At 60.8% G+C, this 24,570-nt stretch carries 16 protein-coding genes, 2 tRNA genes and 4 other RNA genes; 10 read left to right on the top strand and 12 right to left on the bottom strand.

What is annotated here, in order from left to right; translation table 11 throughout:
- Positions 1 to 5: 5 nt before the first annotated feature.
- The 7 genes from purU to LPQ25_RS10430 all read left to right on the top strand — a co-directional run bounded on the left by purU (position 6) and on the right by LPQ25_RS10430 (position 1,917).
- Positions 6 to 848 carry a formyltetrahydrofolate deformylase gene (purU, locus tag LPQ25_RS10460; RefSeq protein WP_004151854.1) on the top strand — a complete coding sequence of 281 codons (843 nt, stop codon included), beginning with the start codon at positions 6 to 8 and terminating at the stop codon, positions 846 to 848.
- Between the two features lie 159 nt (positions 849 to 1,007).
- Positions 1,008 to 1,092: transfer RNA gene (locus LPQ25_RS10455), tRNA-Tyr, on the top strand.
- 43 nt (positions 1,093 to 1,135) lie between these two features.
- Positions 1,136 to 1,268: non-coding RNA, RtT sRNA (locus LPQ25_RS10450), on the top strand.
- Between the two features lie 39 nt (positions 1,269 to 1,307).
- A tRNA-Tyr gene (locus LPQ25_RS10445) sits at positions 1,308 to 1,392 on the top strand.
- Between the two features lie 44 nt (positions 1,393 to 1,436).
- Positions 1,437 to 1,567: non-coding RNA, RtT sRNA (locus LPQ25_RS10440), on the top strand.
- A 43-nt stretch (positions 1,568 to 1,610) separates the two neighbouring features.
- Positions 1,611 to 1,741, top strand: a non-coding RNA gene (locus tag LPQ25_RS10435) — RtT sRNA.
- Positions 1,742 to 1,785: 44 nt separating this feature from the next.
- Positions 1,786 to 1,917: non-coding RNA, RtT sRNA (locus LPQ25_RS10430), on the top strand.
- Positions 1,918 to 2,031: 114 nt separating this feature from the next.
- Here the strand turns inward: LPQ25_RS10430 and LPQ25_RS10425 are convergent.
- Positions 2,032 to 2,475, bottom strand: coding sequence for an Lrp/AsnC family transcriptional regulator (locus LPQ25_RS10425; protein WP_014907384.1), 444 nt, complete (start codon positions 2,473 to 2,475; stop codon positions 2,032 to 2,034).
- Between the two features lie 107 nt (positions 2,476 to 2,582).
- Between LPQ25_RS10425 and LPQ25_RS10420 the strand changes: the two genes are divergently transcribed.
- Positions 2,583 to 3,479: a DMT family transporter gene (locus tag LPQ25_RS10420; protein WP_014907383.1), complete on the top strand. Its 897-nt coding sequence runs from the start codon at positions 2,583 to 2,585 to the stop codon at positions 3,477 to 3,479.
- Here the strand turns inward: LPQ25_RS10420 and narI are convergent.
- From narI to LPQ25_RS10390, 6 genes are all read right to left on the bottom strand, one after another.
- Positions 3,476 to 4,153, bottom strand: coding sequence for a respiratory nitrate reductase subunit gamma (gene narI / locus LPQ25_RS10415; RefSeq protein WP_002910189.1), 678 nt, complete (start codon positions 4,151 to 4,153; stop codon positions 3,476 to 3,478). The two genes, LPQ25_RS10420 and narI, sit on opposite strands and share 4 nt — an antisense overlap.
- The gene (narJ, locus tag LPQ25_RS10410) at positions 4,153 to 4,863 is read right to left on the bottom strand and encodes a nitrate reductase molybdenum cofactor assembly chaperone (protein ID WP_002910191.1); all 711 of its coding nucleotides are present in this window, start codon (positions 4,861 to 4,863) and stop codon (positions 4,153 to 4,155) included. Before narJ ends, narI begins: the two co-directional genes overlap by 1 nt.
- Positions 4,860 to 6,395: a nitrate reductase subunit beta gene (narH, locus tag LPQ25_RS10405; protein WP_002910193.1), complete on the bottom strand. Its 1,536-nt coding sequence runs from the start codon at positions 6,393 to 6,395 to the stop codon at positions 4,860 to 4,862. The genes narJ and narH overlap by 4 nt, the downstream gene beginning before the upstream one ends.
- Positions 6,392 to 10,135: a nitrate reductase subunit alpha gene (locus LPQ25_RS10400; protein ID WP_014907382.1), complete on the bottom strand. Its 3,744-nt coding sequence runs from the start codon at positions 10,133 to 10,135 to the stop codon at positions 6,392 to 6,394. The genes narH and LPQ25_RS10400 overlap by 4 nt, the downstream gene beginning before the upstream one ends.
- A 166-nt stretch (positions 10,136 to 10,301) precedes the next feature.
- The gene (locus LPQ25_RS10395; RefSeq protein ID WP_014907381.1) at positions 10,302 to 10,415 is read right to left on the bottom strand and encodes a hypothetical protein; all 114 of its coding nucleotides are present in this window, start codon (positions 10,413 to 10,415) and stop codon (positions 10,302 to 10,304) included.
- Positions 10,416 to 10,540: 125 nt separating this feature from the next.
- Positions 10,541 to 11,929, bottom strand: a complete 1,389-nt coding sequence (locus LPQ25_RS10390) for a NarK family nitrate/nitrite MFS transporter (protein ID WP_004175568.1) — start codon at positions 11,927 to 11,929, stop codon at positions 10,541 to 10,543.
- A 310-nt stretch (positions 11,930 to 12,239) separates the two neighbouring features.
- On the opposite strand from LPQ25_RS10390, the gene narX reads away from it, so the two are divergent.
- Both narX and narL read left to right on the top strand, forming a co-directional pair.
- Positions 12,240 to 14,018, top strand: coding sequence for a nitrate/nitrite two-component system sensor histidine kinase NarX (narX, locus tag LPQ25_RS10385; protein WP_004175566.1), 1,779 nt, complete (start codon positions 12,240 to 12,242; stop codon positions 14,016 to 14,018).
- 10 nt (positions 14,019 to 14,028) lie between these two features.
- Positions 14,029 to 14,679: a two-component system response regulator NarL gene (narL, locus tag LPQ25_RS10380; protein ID WP_002910198.1), complete on the top strand. Its 651-nt coding sequence runs from the start codon at positions 14,029 to 14,031 to the stop codon at positions 14,677 to 14,679.
- Here the strand turns inward: narL and LPQ25_RS10375 are convergent.
- From LPQ25_RS10375 to ntrB, 5 genes are all read right to left on the bottom strand, one after another.
- The gene (locus tag LPQ25_RS10375; RefSeq protein WP_234599514.1) at positions 14,676 to 16,058 is read right to left on the bottom strand and encodes a YchO/YchP family invasin; all 1,383 of its coding nucleotides are present in this window, start codon (positions 16,056 to 16,058) and stop codon (positions 14,676 to 14,678) included. The genes narL and LPQ25_RS10375 overlap by 4 nt on opposite strands.
- Before the next feature lie 151 nt (positions 16,059 to 16,209).
- Positions 16,210 to 18,810 carry a nitrate reductase gene (locus LPQ25_RS10370; RefSeq protein ID WP_014907380.1) on the bottom strand — a complete coding sequence of 867 codons (2,601 nt, stop codon included), beginning with the start codon at positions 18,808 to 18,810 and terminating at the stop codon, positions 16,210 to 16,212.
- Entirely contained in the window at positions 18,810 to 22,877 is a 4,068-nt protein-coding gene (gene nirB / locus LPQ25_RS10365) for a nitrite reductase large subunit NirB (RefSeq protein WP_077250511.1), read from the bottom strand. Before nirB ends, LPQ25_RS10370 begins: the two co-directional genes overlap by 1 nt.
- A 10-nt stretch (positions 22,878 to 22,887) precedes the next feature.
- Positions 22,888 to 23,676 (bottom strand): ABC transporter ATP-binding protein, encoded by a 789-nt coding sequence (locus LPQ25_RS10360; protein ID WP_004145418.1) that lies wholly within the window; start codon positions 23,674 to 23,676, stop codon positions 22,888 to 22,890.
- Positions 23,677 to 23,685: 9 nt separating this feature from the next.
- The gene (ntrB, locus tag LPQ25_RS10355) at positions 23,686 to 24,570 is read right to left on the bottom strand and encodes a nitrate ABC transporter permease (RefSeq protein ID WP_004148772.1); all 885 of its coding nucleotides are present in this window, start codon (positions 24,568 to 24,570) and stop codon (positions 23,686 to 23,688) included.

Here is a 24,570-nt window from a genome sequence, read left to right as displayed (position 1 = left end):
TCGCGATGCATTCATTACAACGTAAAGTACTACGCACTATTTGCCCTGATCAGAAAGGCCTCATCGCGCGTATCACCAATATCTGCTACAAGCATGAACTCAACATTGTGCAGAACAATGAGTTTGTTGACCACCGTACCGGTCGTTTCTTTATGCGCACCGAACTGGAAGGCATTTTTAACGACGCTACTCTGCTGGCCGATCTCGACAGCGCCCTGCCTGAAGGCTCCATCCGCGAACTGAATCCGGCAGGCCGTCGCCGGGTGGTGATTCTGGTGACGAAAGAGGCGCACTGTCTGGGCGATCTGCTGATGAAAGCCAACTACGGCGGGCTGGATGTCGATATTGCCGCGGTTATCGGCAACCATGACACCCTGCGCTCGTTGGTGGAGCGCTTTGGTATTCCGTTTGAGCTGGTCAGCCATGAAGGACTGAGCCGCGAAGAACACGATCAGCGGATGGGCGATGCTATCGCCGCCCACGAACCGGATTACGTGGTGCTGGCCAAGTATATGCGCGTCCTGACGCCAGAATTTGTCGCCCGCTTCCCGAACAAAATCATCAATATCCACCATTCGTTTTTGCCGGCGTTTATCGGCGCCCGTCCCTATCATCAGGCCTATGAGCGCGGCGTGAAAATCATTGGCGCTACCGCCCACTACGTGAATGACAATCTGGATGAAGGCCCGATCATCATGCAGGACGTGATTCACGTCGATCATACTTATACCGCAGAAGATATGATGCGCGCTGGGCGCGATGTCGAAAAAAACGTCTTGAGCCGGGCGCTGTATCAGGTACTGGCGCAGCGCGTCTTCGTTTACGGTAACCGGACGATTATTCTTTAATCGACTGAGAAATGAATTGGTTAGCTTTACGGCGTTACGCGTAAAAATCAGGCAACCAGTTTATTTTTGTCAAACGAATGCTTTACAGGGGCGCATCATTTGGTATGATGCGCCCCGCTTCCCGAGAAGGAAGCAGGCCAGTACCAAGCATTACCCCGTGGTGGGGTTCCCGAGCGGCCAAAGGGAGCAGACTGTAAATCTGCCGTCATCGACTTCGAAGGTTCGAATCCTTCCCCCACCACCATTATTCACTACAGTGATATGGTTTCCCCGACAAGCGTAAACGATGTTTGCACTTAGCGGGAAGGGTAAGAACCTTCGACTAAGGTTCGACTCGAGCGCCAGCGAGAGAACGTTGCCGCAGGCAACGGCCCGAAGGGCGAGGAGAGATAGCGACGAGTTATCCTTTCCCCACCACCATTCATTTTGCTGAATAGCCTACAATGTGATTTTACCCCTGGTGGGGTTCCCGAGCGGCCAAAGGGAGCAGACTGTAAATCTGCCGTCATCGACTTCGAAGGTTCGAATCCTTCCCCCACCACCATCTTCTTAAAAAACACCTCAATCCAATTACTCTACGATATTCTATATTCTGCCCCATGGGGAAGGATGAGAAGCTTCGACTAAGGTTCGACTCGAGCGAAGCGAGAGAACGTTGCCGCAGGCAACGGCCCGAAGGGCGAGGCGCTTTAGCGCCGAGTAATCCTTCCCCACCACCATCTCCCCATGTCATGCCCAGCATAATCCACCTACGGTATTCTATATTCTGCCCCACGGGGAAGGATGAGAAGCTTCGACTAAGGTTCGACTCGAGCGAAGCGAGAGAACGTTGCCGCAGGCAACGGCCCGAAGGGCGAGGAGCGATAGCGACGAGTTATCCTTCCCCACCACCATCTTCTTAAAAAACACCTCAATCCAATTACTCTACGATATTCTATATTCTGTCCCACGGGGAAGGATGAGAAGCTTCGAATAAGGTTCGACTCGAGCGAAGCGAGAGAACGTTGCCGCAGGCAACGGCCCGAAGGGCGAAGCGCTTTAGCGCCGAGTAATCCTTCCCCCACCACTGTTGCACTCTCAGCCACCTGTTCTGCTGTCTCATCGCTCGCGCTTCGCTTAGCGAGGCGACAGGTGGTGCCGTCTGGTAGCCCGAACAGGTGCGCAGCACCGCCTCCGGAAAAACTCACAGCGGTGGCAACCGCCTTTGTACCGGCGAGCTTTTCACCACCGAGGTGTTACACTGCGCATACTCCGCCAGACCGTCCAGCAGGGTATCCAGCTGGGCAATATCGCGCACCACGAGACGCATCACAAAACAATCTTCCCCGGTCACCTTGTCACTTTCAATACATTCCGGCATCGCCTGGATATATTTATCCACCTTCTGCAGCAGCCCAGGCAGCGGACGGACCCGCACCAGCGCCTGCAGGCTATAGCCCAGCGCGGCGAGATTTACCCGCGCCCCATAGCCCTGAATGACACCCCGCTCCTCCAGGCGCTTCACCCGCTCGGCGGTGCTCGGCGAGGTCAGCCCCACTCGCGCGCTCAGGACCTTGAGCGAAACTCTGGCATCCTGAGTCAGACAGGTGAGGATCGCCCGGTCAATTTCATCAAGTACGTCATTCATATATTTCACCTAATTATAAAAGGCATTTCCCCCCTTCTACCTTAATTCAGCCATATCACCCTGTCAGGGTTTTTCGCACAATAACTAAAAAATGGTGGAGGTGAAAAATGCAACTTACCCGCGGCGTCTGGCAGATGAGCCTGGCAATGATAATCTCCGGCTCGATCGGCGCGTTCGTGCTGCTCTCTGGTTTGCCGTTGACTGATGTGGTGTTCTGGCGCTGCCTGATTGGCGCGCTAACCCTGCTGGTGTTTATCGTGTTAAGCCGCCAGCCCTTCAGCCGGCTAACGCGTTTCACTCTCGCTCTGGCGGTGATTGGCGGCGCGGCGCTGGTCGTCAACTGGCTGCTGCTGTTTGCCGCCTATTCGCGGATCTCAATCGGTATGGCCACCGTGGTCTATAACACCCAGCCGTTTATGCTGGTACTGATGGGGATGGTGCTGGGGGAGCGGGTCAGCGCCGTGAAATGGGGATGGTTACTGCTGGCCTTTGGCGGCGTAGTGATCCTGCTGTCGAGCGAGCTGACGCCTGCACACGAAGAGGGGCTTACCACCGGCGTGTTGCTGGCGCTGGGCGCGGCATTCTTCTATGCCCTGACCGCCATCATCGCGCGCAAACTGCATCCGCTCCCCGGGCAGCATATCGCCTTCATTCAGGTTCTCGTCGGCGTCGTGATGCTGCTGCCGCTGGTGCATGCCCCAGAATTGACGGCCAGCTTCCCCTGGCGCTATCTGCTGATCCTCGGCATCGTCCATACCGGGATCATGTATCAGCTTTTATATAGCGCGATACAGAAACTGCCGACGCCCGTTACCGGTTCGCTCTCCTTTATTTATCCGCTGGTGGCGATGGTGGTCGACTATCTGGTCTTCCACCATGCGTTATCCGCGGTGCAATTGCTAGGTGGGATGCTTATTCTGTTTGCCGCCGCAGGGAATAATCTCGGCTGGGGCGAAAAAAAACCCCGCCGCGGCGGGGTCAGTGAGCAGTCGCGGGCCAGTTAGCGACGGGCGCGGACAATCTGGTATTTGCGCGTCAGGTATTCGACCGGTGCGCTCCAGATATGAACCAGACGGGAGAACGGGAACAGCAGGAACAGGGTCATGCCCAGCACCAGGTGAACGCGGAAAATAAACGCCACGCCATCCAGATGCTGTGACGCGCCGCCGTGGAACGTCACCACCGACTGCGCCCAGCCGACCAGTTTCATCATTTCACTGCCGTCCATATGCTGAGCGGAGAACGGGATCGTCAGCAGGCCGAGCGCACACTGCACCATCAGCAACGAGAGGATTAGAATATCCGCTCCGGTGGTGGTGGCGCGAACGCGCGGGCTGAGCAGACGACGCTTGAGCAGCAGTAACCCGCCCACCAGGGTCATCACGCCGCAGGCGCCGCCGGCGATCATCGCCATCTTCTGCTTGACGTCGATCGGCAGGAAGGACTCATACATCCAGTGCGGGGTCAGCATGCCGAGGAAGTGGCCGGCGAAAATACCCAGGATGCCGATATGGAACAGGTTCGACGCCAGGTTCATCCCCTTACGGTCCAGCATCTGGCTGGAGGCGGCGCGCCAGGTGTACTGGCCATAGTCATAGCGCAACCAGCTGCCAATCAGGAACACCGAACCCGCAATGTACGGATAAATGTCAAAGAAGAACATATTCAGGAAGTGCATTATTGCTGTCCTCCGTTAGAGATATTCAGATATTGCGGGGCCACGGCTCCGGCAAAACGACGCTGGTGAGCGGAAATTTCCGACTCGCCGCAGCCCTGGTCGGCAAAGAATTTGACCTGTTCTTCTTCCCAGACGGCGTCCAGCGCCTGCGGCGTATCGTCGCGCGCTTCGTCGGCAATCTTCTCCGCCACCTTCTGGCTGTCGACCTGAGTATTGGCCAGCTTCAGCAACAGCTCGAACAGCACCGCATAGCGACTTTCGCGCTGCTGCAGGCGCGCGCTGAGCAGACCGAGGATCGGCGCGACGTCCCGCAGGCCGCCAAGCGCTTCCTCTTCCGGCAGCTGCGCCAGATACTCCAGATATAGCGGCAGATGATCCGGCAGCTCATGGCTATCCAGCAGCAGGCCGTGGCGCTCGTACTGCGCCATGAGATCCACCATCGCCTGCCCGCGATCGCGGGATTCGCCGTGGACATGTTCAAACAGCAGCAGCGAGGTGGCCCGGCCGCGGTCAAACAGTTCGCTATAGGCCGCCTGGGCGTCCAGCGGATCCTGAGCCACTAAATCGCGCAGGAAAACGCCCAGCGCGTGGGCATCCTCTTTGCTGAGTTTCTCTGATGACGCGAGCGCCTCGAACATCTCCTGCTGATGCTGCCATAAGGCAGCGTCAGGATATTCGAGCAGACGCGATACAATCACGAGTTCAATCATGCGTGCGGCTCCGTTTTGCTGGTCACGTCGATGGCGTCGATGCGACGGCTGTTGAACAGGTTGAACTGACTGTCAGAGCCGTGGCAGCCATCGCCAAAGCTAAAGCCGCAGCCGTTTTTCTCCGGAAACGCTTCTCGCGCCTGTTCACGATGGCTGCTCGGCACCACGAAACGATCTTCGTAGTTGGCGATCGCCAGATAGCGATACATTTCCTGGGCCTGCGCTTCGCTCAGCCCCACCTCTTCCAGCGCGCGGGTATCGACGACGCCGTCAACGGTTTCCGCACGCTTATAGTGGCGCATCGCCAGCATCCGTTTCAGCGCCAGCAGTACCGGCTGGGTATCGCCCGCGGTCAGCAGGTTCGCCAGATATTGCACCGGAATACGCAGGCTTTCCACGTCCGGCAGGATCCCGTTGCTCCCCAGTTCACCCGCATCGGCGGCGGACTGAATCGGCGACAGCGGCGGCACGTACCAGACCATTGGCAAGGTGCGATATTCCGGGTGCAGCGGCAGGGCCAGCTTCCAGTCCATCGCCATTTTGTAAACCGGCGACTGCTGCGCAGCTTCAATGACCCCCTGCGGTACGCCATCTTTCAGCGCCTGCTCGATCACTTTCGGATCGTTGGGATCGAGGAACACGTCCAGCTGACGCTGATACAGATCTTTCTCGTTCTCGGTGCTGGCGGCGTTTTCAATCGCGTCCGCGTCGTATAGCAGGACGCCGAGATAGCGGATACGGCCCACGCAGGTTTCGGAGCACACCGTCGGCATCCCGGATTCAATACGCGGGTAGCAGAAGATGCATTTCTCGGATTTCCCGCTCTTCCAGTTGAAATAGATCTTCTTGTACGGACAGCCGGTGATACACATCCGCCAGCCGCGGCACTTGTCCTGGTCGATCAGTACAATGCCGTCTTCTTCACGCTTATAGATGGCGCCGCTCGGGCAGGTCGCGACGCAGGCCGGGTTCAGGCAGTGCTCGCACAGGCGCGGCAGATACATCATGAAGGTGTTTTCGAACTGGCCGTACATCGCCTTCTGCATGTTGTCGAAGTTCTGATCTTTGGCGCGTTTTTCAAACTCGCCGCCGAGGATCTCTTCCCAGTTCGGACCGCTGGTGATCTTGTCCATCCGCTGACCGGTGATCAGCGAGCGCGGACGGGCGATCGGCTGATGTTTGCTCTCCGGCGCGTTATGCAGATTCTGGTAGTCATAATCAAACGGCTCGTAGTAATCATCGATGCCCGGCAGATGCGGGTTGGCGAAGATTTTTCCCAACAGCATCGCGCGATTGCCCATGCGCGGCTGCAGTTTACCGTTGATTTTGCGGATCCAGCCGCCCTTCCATTTTTCCTGGTTTTCCCAGTCGTTCGGGAAACCGACGCCCGGCTTACTTTCCACGTTGTTGAACCAGGCGTATTCCATCCCTTCCCGGCTGGTCCAGACGTTTTTACAGGTCACCGAGCAGGTGTGGCAGCCGATGCACTTATCGAGATTCAGCACCATGCCGACTTGTGAACGAATTTTCATTTTACGCTCTCCTGTACCTGGTCGTTGCCTTCGCCATCTAACCAGTTAATGTTCTTCATCTTACGTACCACCACAAACTCATCGCGGTTGGAACCGACGGTGCCGTAGTAGTTAAAGCCATAGGCCAGGTGGCCGTAGCCGCCGATCATGTGGGTCGGTTTCGGCGTAATACGGGTGACGGAGTTATGGATCCCCCCGCGCTGACCGGTGATTTCAGAGCCCGGCAGGTTCACGATACGTTCCTGCGCGTGATACATCATGGTCATCCCGGCTGGAACGCGCTGACTCACCACCGCACGCGCCGTCAGGGCGCCGTTGGCGTTGAACACTTCGATCCAGTCGTTATCTTCGATACCCAGATCTTTCGCATCCGCTTCGCTCATCCAGACAATCGGCCCACCGCGCGACAGGGTCAGCATCAGCAGGTTATCGCTGTAGGTCGAGTGGATACCCCATTTCTGGTGCGGGGTCAGGAAGTTCAGCGCCTTCTCCGGGTTGCCGTTGGACTTCTCGCCCATCACCGCTTTCACCGAACGGGTGTCAATCGGCGGCCGATAGACCAGCAGGCTTTCGCCGAAGTCGCGCATCCACTGGTGATCCTGATACAGCGACTGACGCCCGGACAGCGTGCGCCACGGGATCAGCTCGTGAACGTTGGTGTAACCGGCGTTGTAGGAGACATGCTCATCTTCCAGGCCAGACCAGGTCGGGCTGGAGATAATCTTCCGCGGCTGCGCCTGAATGTCGCGGAAGCGGATCTTCTCGTCTTCTTTGTTCAGCGCGAGGTGTGTATGCTCGCGACCGGTGATCTCGCTCAGCGCTTGCCACGCTTTCACCGCCACCTGCCCGTTGGTTTCCGGGGCCAGGGTGAGGATCATTTCCGCGGCGTCGATGGCCGTTTCCAGCTTCGGCTGGCCTTTCGCCGGGCCTTCCGCCTTGGTGTAGTTGAGCTTACGCAGCAGATCCATCTCGCTCTGGGTGTTCCAGGCGATGCCTTTCCCGCCGTTGCCGATGGTTTCCAGCAGCGGGCCGATCGAGGTGAAACGCTCGTAGGTCGCCGGGTAATCACGCTCAACCGGAATAATATGCGGCGCGGTTTTCCCGGGGATGAGATCGCATTCGCCTTTTTTCCAGTCTTTGACATCCAGCGGCTGCGCCATTTCCGCGGCGGAGTCGTGCTGGATCGGCAGGGTCACCACGTCGGTTTCTTTACCGAGGTGGCCCACGCACACTTCAGAGAATTTCTTCGCGATACCTTTATAGATCTCCCAGTCGCTCTTCGATTCCCAGGCTGGATCAACGGCGGCCGACAGCGGGTGAATAAACGGATGCATATCCGAGGTATTCATGTCGTCTTTTTCGTACCAGGTGGCGGTCGGCAGCACGATGTCGGAGTAGAGACAGGTGCTCGACAGACGGAAATCGAGGGTCACCACCAGATCCAGTTTGCCGTCGAGGCCGTTATCCCGCCATTCGACTTCTTCCGGCTTCACGCCGCCCTGCTTGCCCAGGTCTTTGCCCTGAATGCCGTTCTCGGTACCCAGCAGGTACTTGAGCATGTATTCATGGCCTTTACCGGAGGAGCCCAGCAGGTTGGAACGCCAGATAAACAGGTTACGCGGGTGGTTTTTGCCATTTTCCGGCTGCTCGGCCGCAAAGCGAATCGAGCCCTCTTTCAGCGACTTCACGGTGTAATCCACCGGGGTCATGCCGGCTTTTTTCGCTTCGTCAGCGATACGCAGCGGGTTGACGCCAAGCTGCGGCGCCGACGGCAGCCAGCCCATCCGCTCTGCGCGCACGTTAAAGTCGATCAGGTGGCCGCTGTAACGGGATTTATCCGCCATCGGCGACAGCAGTTCCTGCGCGGTCACCGTTTCATAGCGCCACTGGCTGGAGTGGTTATAGAAGTACGAGGTACTATTCATGTGACGTGCCGGACGCTGCCAGTCAAGGGCGAACGCCAGCGGCTGCCAGCCGGTCTGCGGACGCAGTTTTTCCTGGCCCACATAGTGCGCCCAACCGCCGCCGCTCTGACCGACGCAGCCGCAGAAGATCAGCATATTGATCAGGCCGCGGTAGTTCATGTCGAGGTGGAACCAGTGGTTGAGGCCCGCCCCGACGATAATCATCGAACGACCGTGAGTTTTATCGGCGTTATCGGCAAATTCACGGGCGGTACGGATGATATGCGCGCGGGAGACGCCGGTGATCTTCTCCGCCCACGCCGGGGTGTAGGCTTTCACTTCATCGTAGCCGGCGGCGCAGTTGTCATCGTTCAGACCGCGCTCCAGGCCGTAGTTAGCCATGGTCAGGTCATACACGGTGGTGACCAGGGCGGTAGAGCCGTCGGCCAGCTGCAGGCGTTTGGCCGGCAGTTTGTGCAGCAGAATGTTTTGCAGATCGACTTTGTTGAAGTGCTCAGAACCTTCGCCGCCGAAGTACGGGAAGCCGACGTTCGCGACTTCATCATGGCTGCCCAGCAGGCTCAGACGTAGCTCAATCTCTTCGCCAGTTTTACCGTCGCGCTGTTCGAGGTTCCATTTGCCTTTGTCGCCCCAGCGGAATCCGAGGGAACCGTTCGGTACGGTCATGTCGCCCTTCTCGTCAAAGGCGACGGTTTTCCATTCCGGATTGTTCTCCTGACCAAGGGAATCCACGAGGTCGGATGCGCGCAGCGTACGGCCGGCGGCATAATAACCGTCGCGCTCCTCGAGCATCACCAGCATCGGCATGTCGGTATAGCGGCGCACATAGTCGGTGAAATACTGGCTCGGCTTATCGAGGTGGAATTCACGCAGCATCACATGGCCCATCGCCAGCGCCATCGCGGCATCGGTACCCTGCTTCGGCGCCAGCCACAGATCGCAGAGTTTGGCGATTTCGGCGTAGTCCGGAGTGATGGCTACGGTTTTGGTCCCTTTATAGCGGACTTCGGTAAAGAAGTGCGCATCCGGGGTGCGGGTCTGCGGCACGTTGGAGCCCCAGGCGATGATATAGCTGGAGTTATACCAGTCGGCGGATTCCGGCACATCGGTCTGCTCGCCCCAGGTCATTGGCGAAGCCGGCGGCAGGTCGCAGTACCAGTCGTAGAAGCTCAGGCAGGTGCCGCCGATCAGCGACAGATAACGGGCGCCGGACGCGTAGGAGACCATCGACATCGCCGGGATCGGCGAGAAGCCAGCCACGCGGTCCGGACCGTAGGTTTTGACGGTATAGACGTTGGAGGCGGCAATCAGCTCATTCACTTCCTGCCAGGAGGAACGTACAAAACCGCCGCGACCGCGGGCCTGTTTGAAGCTTTTGGCTTTGTCGGCGTCTTCGATAATCGACGCCCATGCCTCAACCGGATCGCTATGCTGAACTTTCGCTTCCCGCCACATCTTCATCAGGCGTTTACGCATCAGCGGGTATTTCAGGCGGTTAGCGCTGTACAGGTACCAGGAGTAGCTGGCGCCGCGCGGGCAACCGCGTGGTTCGTGGTTCGGCAGGTCCGGGCGGGTGCGCGGGTAGTCAGTCTGCTGCGTTTCCCAGGTCACCAGACCGTTTTTGACATAAATCTTCCAGCTGCATGAGCCGGTGCAGTTGACACCGTGAGTGGAACGCACAATTTTGTCATGCTGCCAACGTTGACGGTATCCATCCTCCCAGTCCCGGTTGGTGTTTAGAAGCTGGCCGTGCCCATCGGCAAAGGTTTCACCCTTCTGTTTGAAGTAGCGAAACCGGTCCAGGAATTTACTCATCGGGTTTCTCCTGATATGGAGCCTGACGGCTCTCTGATAAATCGACATTGCTGGATTTGCAGCGAAGGTAACGCTATGAAAGAGGGCGAGAATTGATAGCGATCAATCCGAACTGGCTTGTTACTGCGCAGCAAAACCTCGATTACCACCAAGGTGGTATAAGATGTTATTTTTTAACTTGTTGTTTTTTAATGATTTTCACCTCAAAAAGCGGCGCCTCACCGGGATTTGTTAACAACGGAGGTATTAAGGGGTAGAGCCATTTCACTGGCAAGCCCACCTGCTCTGGCTCAGCGGTCGATGCGGACAATATTCTCCCATAGTATGTTGTAACTAATTGAGCGGTTAAAAAAGGCGCCTCCGTGGGGAGCGCGCCTTTTTATACGCCAACGTTACCGCGGCCGATTACTGACGCTTACGACCGTATACCGCCCAGGTGATCACCACGCAGGCAATATAGAACACGAGGAACACTTTCATCGCCCCGGCCGGCGAGCCGGTCAGATCCAGCGAGATACCGAACGCTTTCGGAATAAAGAAGCCGCCGATAGCGCCAATGGCGGAGATAAAGCCCAGCGCCGCCGCGGTATCGGTCGCCGCCTCGCGCATCGCCTGCGCTTCGCTGCCGCCCTGGGCCTTCACGCGGTCCATAGTCAGCTTACGGAAGATCACGGAGATCATCTGGAAGGTGGAGGCGCTCCCCAGCCCGGCGGTCAGGAACAGCACCATAAACACCGCGAAGAAGGCGATAAAGTTACCGCCCTGGCCGTTGGTCGGCAGGGTCAGGAACAGCAGCGCGCAGAAGACAGCCATCACCACAAAGTTGACCAGCGTTACGCGGGTCCCACCGAGGCGGTCGGAGATCGCCCCGCCCATCGAACGCGCCAGCGCGCCAATGAACGGGCCGAAGAAGGCGTAATGCAGGATCTGCACATCCGGGAACTGAGTTTTTGACAGCATCGCGAACCCGGCGGAAAAGCCGATAAAGGAGCCGAAGGTCGCGAGATAGAGCAGCGCCATAATCCACAGATGCAGGCGCTTAAGTACCGGCAACTGCTCGCTCAGCGACGCTTTCGAAGCCGACAGGTCGTTCATAAAGAACCACGCCGCCAGAGTGAAAATAATCAGGAAAGGCACCCAGATCCACGCGGCGTTTTCCAGATACAGCATCGAGCCGTCCGGTTGCTCGCTACCGTTACCGCCAAAAACGGCAAAGATAGAGATCGAGACCACCAGCGGCGCGACCAGCTGCATCACGCTGACGCCCATATTGCCGAGGCCGCCGTTAACGCCGAGCGCCCCGCCCTGCTTCGCTTTCGGGAAGAAGAAGCTGATGTTGGCCATACTGGAGGCAAAGTTGGCTCCGGCGAAGCCGCACAGCAGAGAGATAATCACGAAGATGCTAAACGGCGTAGAGGTATCCTGGACCGCGAAGCCCAGCCAGACGCACGGCACAATCATGATCCCGGTGCTGAACGCCGTCCAGCGACGGCCGCCGAACAGCGGCACCATAAAGGCGTAAGGCACGCGTAATAAGGCGCCTGACAGCGCCGGCAGCGCGGTCAGCATAAACAGCTGATCGGTTGTAAACTGAAAGCCTACTTTGTTGAGGTTAACGGCAACCGCGCTGAACAACATCCAAACGCAGAACGCCAGTAACAGACAGGGAACGGAGATCCATAAATTGCGGCTTGCCACACGATGGCCGCGCTGTTGCCAGAATTCAGGATCTTCAGGCCGCCAGTCGGTTATGACCGAGCGGTTAGCCTTCTCCGGGAGGGAAGATTGACTCATAGATACCTCTGATTATTCATATTTCCTGCCGCTACCTTAGGGGTTACCCGGGGCGGTAAGTTGATATAAATCAAAGGAAAAGCGCGAGCTAATTTGTGCAAAAATAAACCATGCCTCCAAGTGAGTAGAGAATGGCGGGGAAAAAAGTGTGGTTTTTCACGCTGCTGCCGGGTTGCGTATAATCCCCCCCTAACATGGCCTACCACCGACAATTAAGGAGTAACTCTTTAGGGGTATGGGTATACTCCAGGGGATAGTCGAGAATAAGCGCCACTCCCGGAGACATGACCGGTCAGGAGCCACGCATTCCATGTTAAAACGTCTTTTTACCCCGCTGACGCTGGTCAATCAACTGGCGTTAATCGTGCTGCTCGCCACGATTATTGGCGTCGCCGGCATGGCGATCTCCGCGCGCCTGGTGAACGGCGTGCAGGGCAGCGCGCACGCCATTAACAAGGCCGGTTCATTGCGTATGCAAAGCTACCGGCTGCTGGCGGCGATCCCGCTGAATGAAAACGATCAAAAACTGGTGGCGGACATGACCGCCACCGTCTTCAGCCCGGAGCTGCAAAATTCCGCCCGCCGCGACGGCCAGGAAATCCAGCTTAAAGCCCTGCAGCAGTACTGGCAGCTGGCGCTGGCCCCCGGGATGCAGCGCGCAGTCAATCAGGCGGAAGTGGCCCAGGATGTCGCCGACTTTGTCGATCGTATCGACCAGTTGGTCACCGCATTCGACCACACCACCGAGCAGCGTATCGAACGGGTGGTCTGGATCCATCGCATCCTCGCCATTGGTATGGCGCTGCTGCTGATCTTCACTATCATCTGGCTACGCGCCCGCCTGCTGCGGCCGTGGAAACAGCTGCTGAGCATGGCGCGCGCGGTGAGCCAGCGTGATTTCACCCAGCGGGCGCACATCAGCGGCCGCAACGAAATGGCGACCCTGGGCATGGCGCTGAATAACATGTCGGAAGAGCTGGCGGAAAGCTACGCCGTGCTCGAGCGGCGGGTGCAGGAGAAGACTGCCGGACTGGAGCAGAAGAACGAGATCCTCGCTTTCTTATGGCAGGCCAACCGCCGGCTGCACTCCAGCGCCCCGCTCTGCGAACGTATTTCGCCGGTACTGAATGGCCTGCAGGGGCTGACGCTGCTGCGCGATATCGAGGTACGGGTTTACGACCTGGAAGACGAAGATAATCACCAGGAGTTTACCTGCCACTCGGATGATGACTGTGATGATAAAGGCTGCTACCTCTGTCCACGCAATCTGCCGCCGCTGCCGGATGGCGGAACAACGCTGAAGTGGCGGCTGTCGGATGCGCATAGTCAGTACGGCATCCTGCTGGCGACGCTGCCGGTTGGCCGCCATCTCAGCCACGATCAGCAGCAGCTGGTGGATACCCTGGTGGAACAGCTGACCAGCACCCTGGCGCTGGACCGCCATCAGGAGAAGCAGCAGCAGCTGATCGTCATGGAAGAACGGGCCACTATCGCCCGCGAACTGCACGACTCCATCGCCCAGTCGCTATCCTGTATGAAGATGCAGGTTAGCTGTCTGCAGATGCAAGGCGACGCCTTGCCGACGGAGAGCCGCCAGCTGCTGGGGCAGATCCGTAACGAACTGAATACCTCGTGGGCCCAGCTGCGGGAGCTGTTAACCACCTTCCGCCTGCAGTTGACCGAGCCGGGGCTGCGCCCGGCGCTGGAGGCCAGCTGTCAGGAGTACAGCGCCCACTTCGGCTTTACGGTGCAGCTTGATTACCAGCTCCCGCCGCGCTTTGTGCCCTCGCATCAGGCGATCCACCTGCTGCAGATCGCTCGCGAAGCGTTGAGCAACGCTCTGAAGCATGCCAGCGCGACCGAAGTGACCGTGACGGTGTCACAACGCGATAATCAGGTTCGTCTGGTGGTAGCGGATAACGGCCGCGGCGTACCGGACCACGCCGAACGGAGTAACCATTACGGTTTAATTATTATGCGGGATCGCGCCCAGAGCTTGCGCGGTGACTGTCAGGTACGACGCCGGGAAACCGGTGGAACCGAAGTGATCGTCACGTTTATCCCGGAAAAAACGTTTTCCATCCAATAAGGAGACCCTCATGAGTCAACAGGAACGGGCAACTATCCTTCTCATTGACGACCATCCGATGCTGCGCACCGGCGTGAAACAGTTGATCAGCATGGCGCCGGACATCCAGGTGATTGGCGAGGCCAGCAATGGCGCGCAAGGTATTGAGCTGGCCGAGTCACTGGATCCTGACCTGATCCTGCTGGACCTTAATATGCCGGGCATGAACGGTCTGGAGACGCTGGATAAGCTGCGTGAGAAATCCCTTTCTGGCCGGGTAGTGGTCTTCAGCGTCTCCAACCATGAAGAGGACGTTGTCACCGCCCTGAAGCGCGGCGCCGATGGCTATTTGCTGAAGGACATGGAACCGGAAGATCTGCTGAAAGCGCTGCAGCAGGCGGCCGCCGGAGAGATGGTATTAAGCGAAGCGTTAACGCCGGTGCTGGCCGCCAGCCTGCGCGCCAACCGCGCCACCTCCGATCGCGACATCAGCCAGCTGACCCCGCGCGAGCGCGACATTCTCAAGCTGATAGCCCAGGGACTGCCGAACAAAATGATCGCCCGTCGCCTGGATATCACCGAAAGCACCGTCAAAGTACACGTGAAGCACATGCTGAAGAAAATGAAGCTCAAATCCCGCGTGGAAGCGGCGGTATGGGTCCACCAGGAGCGAATCTTCTAAGGCGAGTCCGTCCAGGAGACGCCTGGCGTGGTAAACTTGACCAGCGGCTCGGTCAACGCCAGGGCGATCTCATTGGAGGAGACGCGCTGCCCCTGTTTATCCTCCACCACCACCGACAGGCGCCAGCGGTTCGCGGCGCCCGGTTCACTGTTCCACACCGGCATAATGATGCTCCAGCCATCGGGGCTGCTGGCATCTACCGGCGGCGTCAGGCTGAGGGCCTGGGTGTCTCCCTGCCAGTGCAGCGCCTTGATGCCATGCAGACTATGGATCTGCAGCTTCAACTGCACCGTCTCCCCGGACTGCAGATCCCAGGGCGGCGTGGCCAGATAGACCGTCAGATTTTTGCGCTGACGATACTCCACCACCGGCAGATTATCCCGCTCCGGACTATCGAAGCGGCTCCCGCGCAGCGAGTTGCTGATCGCCACCTCGTCTGCCGCAAGCTGCTGCTTAAGGGGTACGCCAAAGCGGTAGTTTAGCTTCAGGCCCACATTGTTCTGGCTGACGCCATTTTCCCCCTGCTTATGCTTAGCGGTCACCGTGACCAGCGGGACCGGGGTGTAATTGAGCCCAACGGAGACGGCCAGCGGATTATGGTAGCCGGTGCCGGAGTGAAACAGATCGACGCTATCGCCGAAATACTGTTCGACGCTGACGCTGGTGTTGATGTGCTGGTAGAACGGCAGCCGCGCCTGGGCGGTGACGTCATACCCTGCGGCCATCCGTTGCTCCTGAGTCTGATTATCGCGTAGCTGCCAGTCGCCCAGCGGATGGTAATAGTTTGCCGACAGGCGGAGATATTCTCCCCACGCTTCGGCGCCAACGCTGCCGCGCGCCAGGCTTTCGCTCAGCACTTTATCGTAAAACGAGTTATAGCCCAGCAGCCAACCGCCGACCCGCCAACGCTGGCCAAGCCCGATGTTGCCCACCAGATCGTGCTCGCGCCGGGTCACCGAGTACTGGTTCCAGGTCAGGTAACGGTCGTTATCCTGCAACGGCACGAACCAGCTCCCTTTACTGCCGGTGAATTTCCCCTCTTTATCGACCAGCAGGTCGACATTGGCGTTGCCCCACGGCGAGAGCCAACTCTCCAGCTGATGACTCACTTCATTGCCGATTTTACTGATGGCAAACAGCTGCGCCTGTTCACCCGCCGTCAGACCATTGTCGCTCATGCTGGCCTCGCCAAACTTCTTCGCCACTTCGGCAAAGTGCCGGGCGTCGTCATCAACCTGGGGAGCAATCCCCATATCGGGCAGCGGATCTTGCGCTTGCGCAGGGCGGGTGGTGTCGCTGGCGGTCAGCGCCCAGACGGGAACGCCCGGCAACAGCAGGAGAAAGGTCAACGTTGGCAACAAACGGAACGACACAGGCATTAACAGAGTTTGCGCAAGCTCAGAAAAATGGATAGAAGTGTTAGTTTATCGTTTTTTCCCTGCTCCCGCAGCCCTGTGGGCAATTCCAGGAATAAGCTGAAACCGGTTGGGTAAGGTGCCGCCCAACCGGAGGCGTCGCTGCGCGCCACCGTTACGCCCGGGTTCGTTGCGCCGCCAGCAGCGCGTTGAGCTCCGGCACGCAAGAGCCGCAGTTGGTCCCGCATTTCAGCTTCCCACCCAGCGCCCCGACGCTGGCGCAGCCGCTGGCGATGGCCTCGTTAATTGACCATTCCCCCACCCCAAAGCAGCTGCAGACGATCCGCCCCCGCGGCGCGACGGCGGCGCCCGGTCGGCCGCTAAGCAAGGCATGTCGTTGGGCAGCATCGGACGGCGGCGCGGCAAAGGCAGCGCTTATCCATGCGCAATCCACCGCCGGCTCGCGCGCATCGCTCCACCAGCCGAGCATCAGCCTTCCCTGATGCCAGGCCAGCAGGTTCCACACCGCGCCGCCGTCAGCCACCTGTAACTGCCAGCCGCGCCGGGCGCACCACGCGCTGAGCCACTGTCGGGCAGATGCCTCCCCGGCCAGCGAGTAGTGCAGCACGCCTGGCGTCGCCCGCCGCCGCCAATGCCAGGCCGCAGGAAATGGTAGCGGTTCGCGGCAAAAAAGCTCGCTGTGCCAGGCCGGTTGCCAGGCGGCGATCGCCACCGCCGCCTGTTTACTTTCCGGCTGGCCGGAATACGGGTCCGTGACGGCGGCCAGCAGGTTATTCACCCGCCCCTGACGGGCAAACTGGTTGTTCCAGTGCATCGGAACAAACAGCGAGCCGGGGCGCTGCCCTTCGCTGATCGCCACTTTCGCCACCATCACCCCATGCCGCGACCAGATCCGCGCCAGCCCGTCAGCGGGAAGCTGATAGCGAACGGCATCCTGCGGCGCCACCTCCACCATTGGCTCCGCGATATGCTGCATCAGCCGCGGCACCGCGCCGGTACGGGTCATGGTGTGCCACTGATCGCGGATCCGCCCGCTGTTGAGGATCAGCGGATAAAAGGCATCGGTTGTCGCCCGGGTCGGTTGAGGCGTCACCGGCACCATCCGCAGCCTGCCATCGCCATGCCAGCCGCGCGTGATATCCCAGGCGGCCTCGCTGCGGCTGACCGGCCAGCGCACCGGCGGCATGGCGTCCCACGCCTCACGGCTGAGATCCGCCAGCGCGCCGATATCAAACGCCCGCTGGCCGTCGTTTTCGAAACCGGACAGCGCCGCATGCTCGCGGAAGACGTCATGCGGATGCTGCCAGGCAAACGCCTCGCGATACCCCAGCGCCTGGCCCACTCTGGCGATGATCCACCAGTCCGCTTTCGCCTCCCCCGGCGGCGGCAGAAAGCTGCGCTGACGGGATATCCGCCGCTCCGAGTTGGTGACCGTACCATTCTTCTCGCCCCAGGCCAGCGCCGGAAAGCGGATGTGGGCGAAACGTCCGGTATCGGTCTGGGCGGCGACATCCGAGACGATCACCAGCGGACAGGCGGCCAGCGCCTGGCTCACCGCGTGGCTGTCAGGGAGCGACACCACCGGGTTGGTACCCATGATCCAGACCGCTTTGACCTCGCCGCGGCCAATGGCGGCAAACAGCTCCACGGCAGTCAGCCCGGGGGTCTGCGCCAGCCGTTCCGTCCCCCAGAAGCGGGCCAGCCGCTGCAGATCGTCTGGCACAAAATCCATGTGCGCCGCCAGCATCGTCGCCAGCCCGCCGACTTCGCGGCCGCCCATGGCGTTGGGTTGACCGGTCAGCGAAAAGGGGCCGCAGCCGCGGCGGCCATACTTCCCGCTGGCCAGATGGACGTTGATGATGGCGTTACATTTGTCGCTGCCGCTGGCGGATTGATTGATTCCCATGGTGTAGAGGGTGATCGCCCGCGGGGCGGCGATGAACTCGCGATAGAATCCCGCCACCTCATCGGCAGGCAGACCGCAAAAGGCCGCCACCCTCGCCACGTCCCAGCCGCGGGCGGCGGCCAGCGCCTGCGGGCCGTCGCGAAAGCCATCGACGCAGGCTCCTGCCTCAGCCAGGGCGTTAAGCAGCCCCGCAAACAACCCGCCGTCGCTTCCCGGGGCCAGCGCCAGATGGCGGTCGGCGATCTCGCAGGTAGCGGTGCGTCGGGGGTCGATCGCCACGATCCGCAATCGGGGATTATCCCGCTTCGCCTGCGCCAGCCGCTGGAACAGCACCGGATGCGCCCAGGCGGCGTTCGAGCCGACCAGCACCACCAGATCGCTGTTTTCCACATCATCGTAGCTGCAGGGCACCACGTCGGCGCCAAAGGCCCGCTTGTAGCCAGTGACCGCTGACGACATGCACAGCCGTGAATTGGTATCGATGTTCGCCGCGCCGATAAACCCTTTCATCAGCTTATTGGCGGCATAGTAATCCTCGGTTAACAGCTGGCCGGAGGCGTAAAAGGCCACCGCTTGCGGTCCGTGCTGGTCGATGATCTGTCTCAGGCGCGCAGCGGTTTCCGCCAGCGCCTGAGGCCAGGCTACCTGCTGGCCGTCGACCTCCGGCGTCAGCAGCCGCCCCGCCAGGCCCGTGGTCTCCCCTAAGGCGGCCCCTTTGACGCACAGACGGCCGAGGTTCGCCGGGTGCTGATCGTCGCCGCGCACGCTCACCTGCCCCGCGTCGTCCACGCTCGCCAGCACCCCGCAGCCTACGCCGCAGTAGGGGCAGGTCGTTCGGATGGTCTTCATCAGGAGGCCTCCGCGCGGGCCAGCAGCTGCTGGTTGCCCACCCACACTTTGCCGTTTTCCACTTTCACCGGCCAGGCGCGTACCGCCTGTTCGTCGCCGTCGCACGGCCAGCCGTCGCGCAGGCGTATCCGCTGTTTGTACAGCGGGGAGATCACCACCGGCTCGCCGCCGACGTCCCCTAACAGCCCACGCGACAGCACGTTGGCCGTGCTGCCCGGCTCGCGGTTGTCGAGGGCGTAGACCCGCTCGCCGAAGCGGAACAGGGCAATCTGCCGCTCCCCTAAGCGGGCGCCGATCCCCGCCTGCGCCGGAATGGCGTCAAGATCGCATACCGCCTGCCACGGTCGGGATGGGAGTTCGCCTTCGGGCAACGTCTCAGTCAGCAGCGGCTGCGGCTGACCGCGCAGATCGCGGCGCTGCACAGCCTCGTCGGGCTGGTCGCTATTAACGAAGGAGCGGAACAGCGCCAGACGCTGCGGATCGTTGAGGGTGGTCTGCCACTCGCACTGGTAGCTGTCGACGATCCGGGCCATCTCCTGCTCCAGCTCCTCGCCAATGCCAAGACTATCCTCCAGCACCACCTGCCGCAGATAGGCGACGCCGCCCTCCAGGTTATCCATCCAGGTGCTGGTTCGCTGCAGGCGATCGGCGGTACGGATATAGAACATCAGCAGACGATCGATGCTGCGGATCAACGTCGCTTCGTCGAGATCGCTGGCAAACAGGTCGGCGTGACGCGGTTTCATCCCGCCGTTGCCGCAGACGTACAGATTCCAGCCTTTGTCGGTGGCAATCACCCCGATATCTTTCCCCTGGGCTTCAGCGCATTCGCGGGTGCAGCCGGAGACCGCCATCTTGATTTTGTGCGGGGCGCGTAGCCCTTTATAGCGATGCTCGAGCCGTACCGCGAGCCCGGTGGAGTCTTGCACGCCGTAGCGACACCAGGTTGAGCCGACGCAGGATTTCACCGTGCGCAGCGACTTGCCGTAGGCGTGGCCGGTTTCAAACCCGGCGTCGGCCAGCTCGCGCCAGATAGCCGGCAGCTGTTCCAGCCGCGCGCCAAACAGGTCGATGCGCTGGCCGCCGGTCACTTTGCTGTAGAGCTGGTAACGTTTGGCGATCTGCCCGATGGCGATCAGTCCGTCCGGCGTCACTTCCCCTGCCGCCATCCGCGGCACCACCGAATAGCTCCCGTCCTTCTGGATATTGGCGAAATAGCGGTCGTTGGTATCCTGCAGCGGCAGGTGCGCCGGCTTCAGCAGGTACTCGTTCCAGCAGGAGGCCAGCACCGAGGCCACCAGCGGTTTGCAGACATCGCAGCCGTGCCCCTGGCCGTAGCGGCTAATCAACTGCTCGAAGGTATGGATATGGTTAACCCGCACCAGGTGGTAGATCTCCTGGCGCGACCACGGGAAATGTTCGCAAACGTCTTTTTTCACTTCGACGCCCTGCTCCGCCAGCTGATACTCCATCACCTGTTTCACCAGCGCGCTGCAGCCGCCGCAGCCGGTAGCCGCTCTGGTGCAACTTTTTATCGCCGACATATCCCTCGCCCCATTGTTCACCGCCTGGCAGATATCGCCTTTGCTGACGTTATGGCAGGAGCAGATCGGCGCGCTGTCCGGCAGCGCCGCGACGCCGAGCGCCTTCGGCGCGGCTCCCTCCAGCGCGGGCAGGATCAGACTCTCCGGACGCGGCGGCAGCGCCATGCCGTTCAGCATCATCTGCAGCAGCGTGGCATAGTCGCTGGCATCCCCCACCAGCACGCCGCCAAGCAGGGCTTTGCCGTCCTGACTGACGACGATTTTTTTGTAAATCTGCTGCGGACCGTCGGTCCATTGATAGCTCTGACAGCCCGGCGTGCGCCCCTGCGCATCGCCAAACGAGGCCACGTCGACCCCCAGCAGCTTCAGTTTGGTGCTCATGTCGGCGCCGCTAAAGCAGGCGTCCTCTCCTGCGAGAGTGGCCGCGGCGATGCGCGCCATCTGATAGCCCGGCGCCACCAGACCGTAAATTTTATTGTCCCACAGGGCGCATTCGCCTATCGCCAGCACGTCCGGGTCAGAGGTGCGGCACTGGCCGTCGATGTGAATTCCCCCGCGTTCGCCCACCTGCAGTGCGCAGCCGCGGGCCAGCGCGTCCTGCGGGCGGATCCCCGCCGAGAAGACCACCATGTCGGTCCGCAACGCGCCGCCGTCGGCAAAGTTCAGCCGCAGGCCGTCGGCCTCGCGCACGATGGCGGTGGTCGCTTTGCTGGTATGCACCCCCACGCCGAGGGCGACAATCTTCTCCCGGAGCATCGCCGCCCCGCCGTTATCCAGCTGGACGGCCATCAGGTTCGGGGCAAACTCCACCACCTGCGTCTCCAGCCCCAGCTGTTTCAGGGCGTTGGCCGCCTCCAGCCCGAGCAGCCCGCCGCCGATAACCACCCCGCTCTTCGCCGCGGCGGCATGGGCGGCGATACGGTCGAGATCGTCAAGAGTGCGGTAGACAAAGCACCCCGCGAGATCGTTACCGGGGATTGGCGGAACAAAGGGATACGAGCCGGTCGCCAGCACCAGTTTATCCCAGTGGATTTCATGCCCCTCGGCGTCCCGTACCAGCCGTGCTTCGCGGTCGATGGTCGCCACCGCCTCGCCGAGGCGGAGTTCAATACCATGTTCAATAAAGAAGTCCCCGGCCGCCAGCGACAGCGACTCGGCGCTGCGTCCGGCAAAATACTCGGAGAGATGTACCCGGTCGTAGGCGGGGTAACGCTCTTCGCCAAACACCACGATTCGATATTGCTGATGCAGATTGCGGCTCACGCATTGCTCGAGAAAATGGTGGCCGACCATGCCATGTCCCACCAGCACTAATACAGGTTTCGTCATCGTCATTATTCCTGCAGCCTGCGGCTGCGTTGAAGAGGGGTCAAAAAGCCAGTCCACGGTGGCAGGCTCATCGCTTTCCAGGCGCGCGGTGAGCGCGGCGGCGGCGGTGCAGTCGCCCATCAGCAGCACGCCGCGCAGGCGGCCATCGCGCAGCAGCAGGCGGCGATAGTGGCGGTCGATGGGGTCCCAGCTGGTATAAATGTCATCCTGTTCGCCGGCCTGCTGCTCGCCAGCGCAAAAGAGTTCAATGCCGGTGACCTTCAGGCGGGTCCCGGCGTCCTGCCAGACAAAGCCCTCGCCGGGGGCGCCGCACAGGCGATCCGCCAGCACCTCGGCCTGACGCAGGCAGGGAGCCACCAGCCCCCAGGTCTGGCCGTCAATTTCGCAACATTCGCCGATGGCGCTGATCCCCGGCAGCGAGGAGGCCATCTGACGGTCGACCACGATCCCCCGCTGGCACAGCACGCCGGACTGCGCCGCCAGACGGCTGTCGGGCTGCACGCCGGTAGCCAGCACCACTCTGGCGGCGCGGAATACGCGCCCGTCCGCCAGCCGCACGCCATCGGCGTCGATGGCGGCGATGCGGCACTCCAGCACGCAGCGAATGCCGCGCGCTTCAAGCTGCTGCCTGAGCTCATCGGCGGCAAAAGCGTCGGTCAGCGGCGCCATTAATCCGCTGCCGCGATGCAGAAGAGTGACCTCTCCGCCGTGACGACGCAGCGCCGCCGCCGCTTCCACCCCCAGCACGCCACCGCCAATCACCACCGCCGGGCCGGGTATCGCCAGAATACGTTCCACGTCCGCCAGGGTGCGGAAGGGCATAACCTGCGGACGATCAATGCCCGGCAGCGGCGGGATAAAGGGCCGCGAACCGGTGGCGAACACCAGCTCATCCCACGGCAGCCAGGTTTCCGCGATGCGCAGCCGCCGTTGCTGAATATCGACTTCATCGACCGCCTCGCCAGACCGCAGGCACACCCCGTGCCGGGTGTACCACTCCGCCGGCAGCAACGGGATCTGCGCCGCCGTTTTTTCACCTGCCAGCAGCGGCGAGAGCTGAATGCGGTTATAGGCCGGGTGCGGCTCGTCGCCGACGACGGTAATGGCAAACCGCGCGGGGTAGCGCTCAACCAGCCGCTGCACCAGCCGGGTGGCCGCCATGCCGTTACCGATCACCACCAGTCGCCGCGTCATGACCGCCTCCTTACGCCGCTTTCGGCTGTTTTTCATACAGGAAATGGAGGATCTGCTGGCGCAGATGGTGATACCGGCTGTCGTCCGCCAGCTGAACGCGGTGGCGCGGACGCGGCAGATCGACCGCGAGGATCTCGCCGACCGTCGCCGCCGGACCGTTGGTCATCATCAGTACCCGATCCGAGAGCAGCACCGCTTCATCAACGTCGTGGGTGATCATGACGATGGTGGTATTGAGCTCCTGCTGGATATGCATCACCGTGTCCTGGAGGTGGGCGCGGGTCAGCGCATCCAGGGCGCCGAAGGGCTCATCAAGCAGCAGCACTTTCGGCTTCATCGCCAGCGCCCGGGCGATACCCACCCGCTGCTTCATGCCGCCGGAGATCTCCCCGGGACGTTTGTGCAGCGCATGACCCATCTGTACGCGCGCCAGGTTGTGTTCGATCCACTCCCGGCGCTCACTCTTGCTCATGGTGCGACGGAACACCTGATCCACCGCCAGCGCCACATTGTCGAAACAGCTCAGCCACGGCAGCAGCGAGTGGTTCTGGAAAACCACCGCCCGCTCCGGCCCGGGACCGGCGATTTCCCGGTTATCACACAGTAGTCCGCCCTCGGTAGGGGTGGTGATCCCGGCGATCAGGTTCAGCAGGGTCGATTTTCCGCAACCCGAGTGGCCGATCAGGCTAATGGTCTCCCCTTCGACGATATCGAAGGAGACATTCTGCAGCGCCAGGAACTCGCCGCTGGCGGTGTTGAAGCGTTGGCTGACGGCCTGCACCTGAATTAATGGTTTCATGTTGGCTCCTTATTTTTCCTGCCAGCTAAAGCGGCGAGCGAGCAGCATCAGGCCCTGCTCCAGCAGCAGGCCGACGACGCCGATAATGACGATGGCGATGATGATGTTCTCCACATTGAGGTTGTTCCACTCGTTCCAGATCCAGAAGCCGATCCCCAGCCCGCCGGTAAGCATTTCCGCCGCCACGATCACCAGCCAGGCGATGCCGATGGAGAGGCGCACGCCGGTAAGCACCGCCGGCAGCACCGCCGGAAAGAGGATTTTGCGCATCACCGTCCACTCCGAGAGCTGGAGGACGCGGGCGACGTTGAGATAGTCCTGCGGGATCCGCCGCACACCCTCCGCGGTGTTGATCACCATCGGCCAGATGGAGCAGATAAAAATGGTCCAGCTGGAAGCCGGCTCCGCCTTCTGGAACAGCAGCAGGCCAATCGGCAGCCAGGCCAGCGGGCTGACCGGGCGCAGCAGAGCAATTAGCGGATTAAACATGCGGGCGAAGAACAGCGAACGGCCGATCAAAAACCCCAGCGGAATGCCCGCCAGCGCCGCCAGGCCGAAGCCCACCGCCACGCGCTGCAGGGAGGCCAGCACGTTCCAGCCGATGCCCATGTCATTGGGCCCGTCCTGATAGAACGGATCGGCAAACAGGGTCAGCGCCGAGTCCAGCGTGCTCAGCGGCGTGGGAAAGCCTTTGCTATGCATCGCCGCCAGCTGCCAGGCCAGCAGCAGCACACCCAGCCCCAACAGCGGGGGCAGCAGGCGCTGGGTGAGCTCACGCAGCCAGCGCGTGACGGCCGGCGTGGTGCGCCGGACCTGCACCGGCGGCAGGATAATCACTTCGCCAGGCGCGTTGTCCACGCTGACGACCGGTTGCTTACGTTGTGCCTGCTTCAT

It is taken from the genome of Klebsiella sp. KPN54798, assembly GCF_021184225.1.
In the GTDB taxonomy this organism is placed as follows: domain Bacteria; phylum Pseudomonadota; class Gammaproteobacteria; order Enterobacterales; family Enterobacteriaceae; genus Klebsiella; species Klebsiella pneumoniae.
The sequence above is the reverse complement of the archived record's forward strand: the minus strand, read 5'-3'. Positions and strand labels throughout refer to the sequence as shown.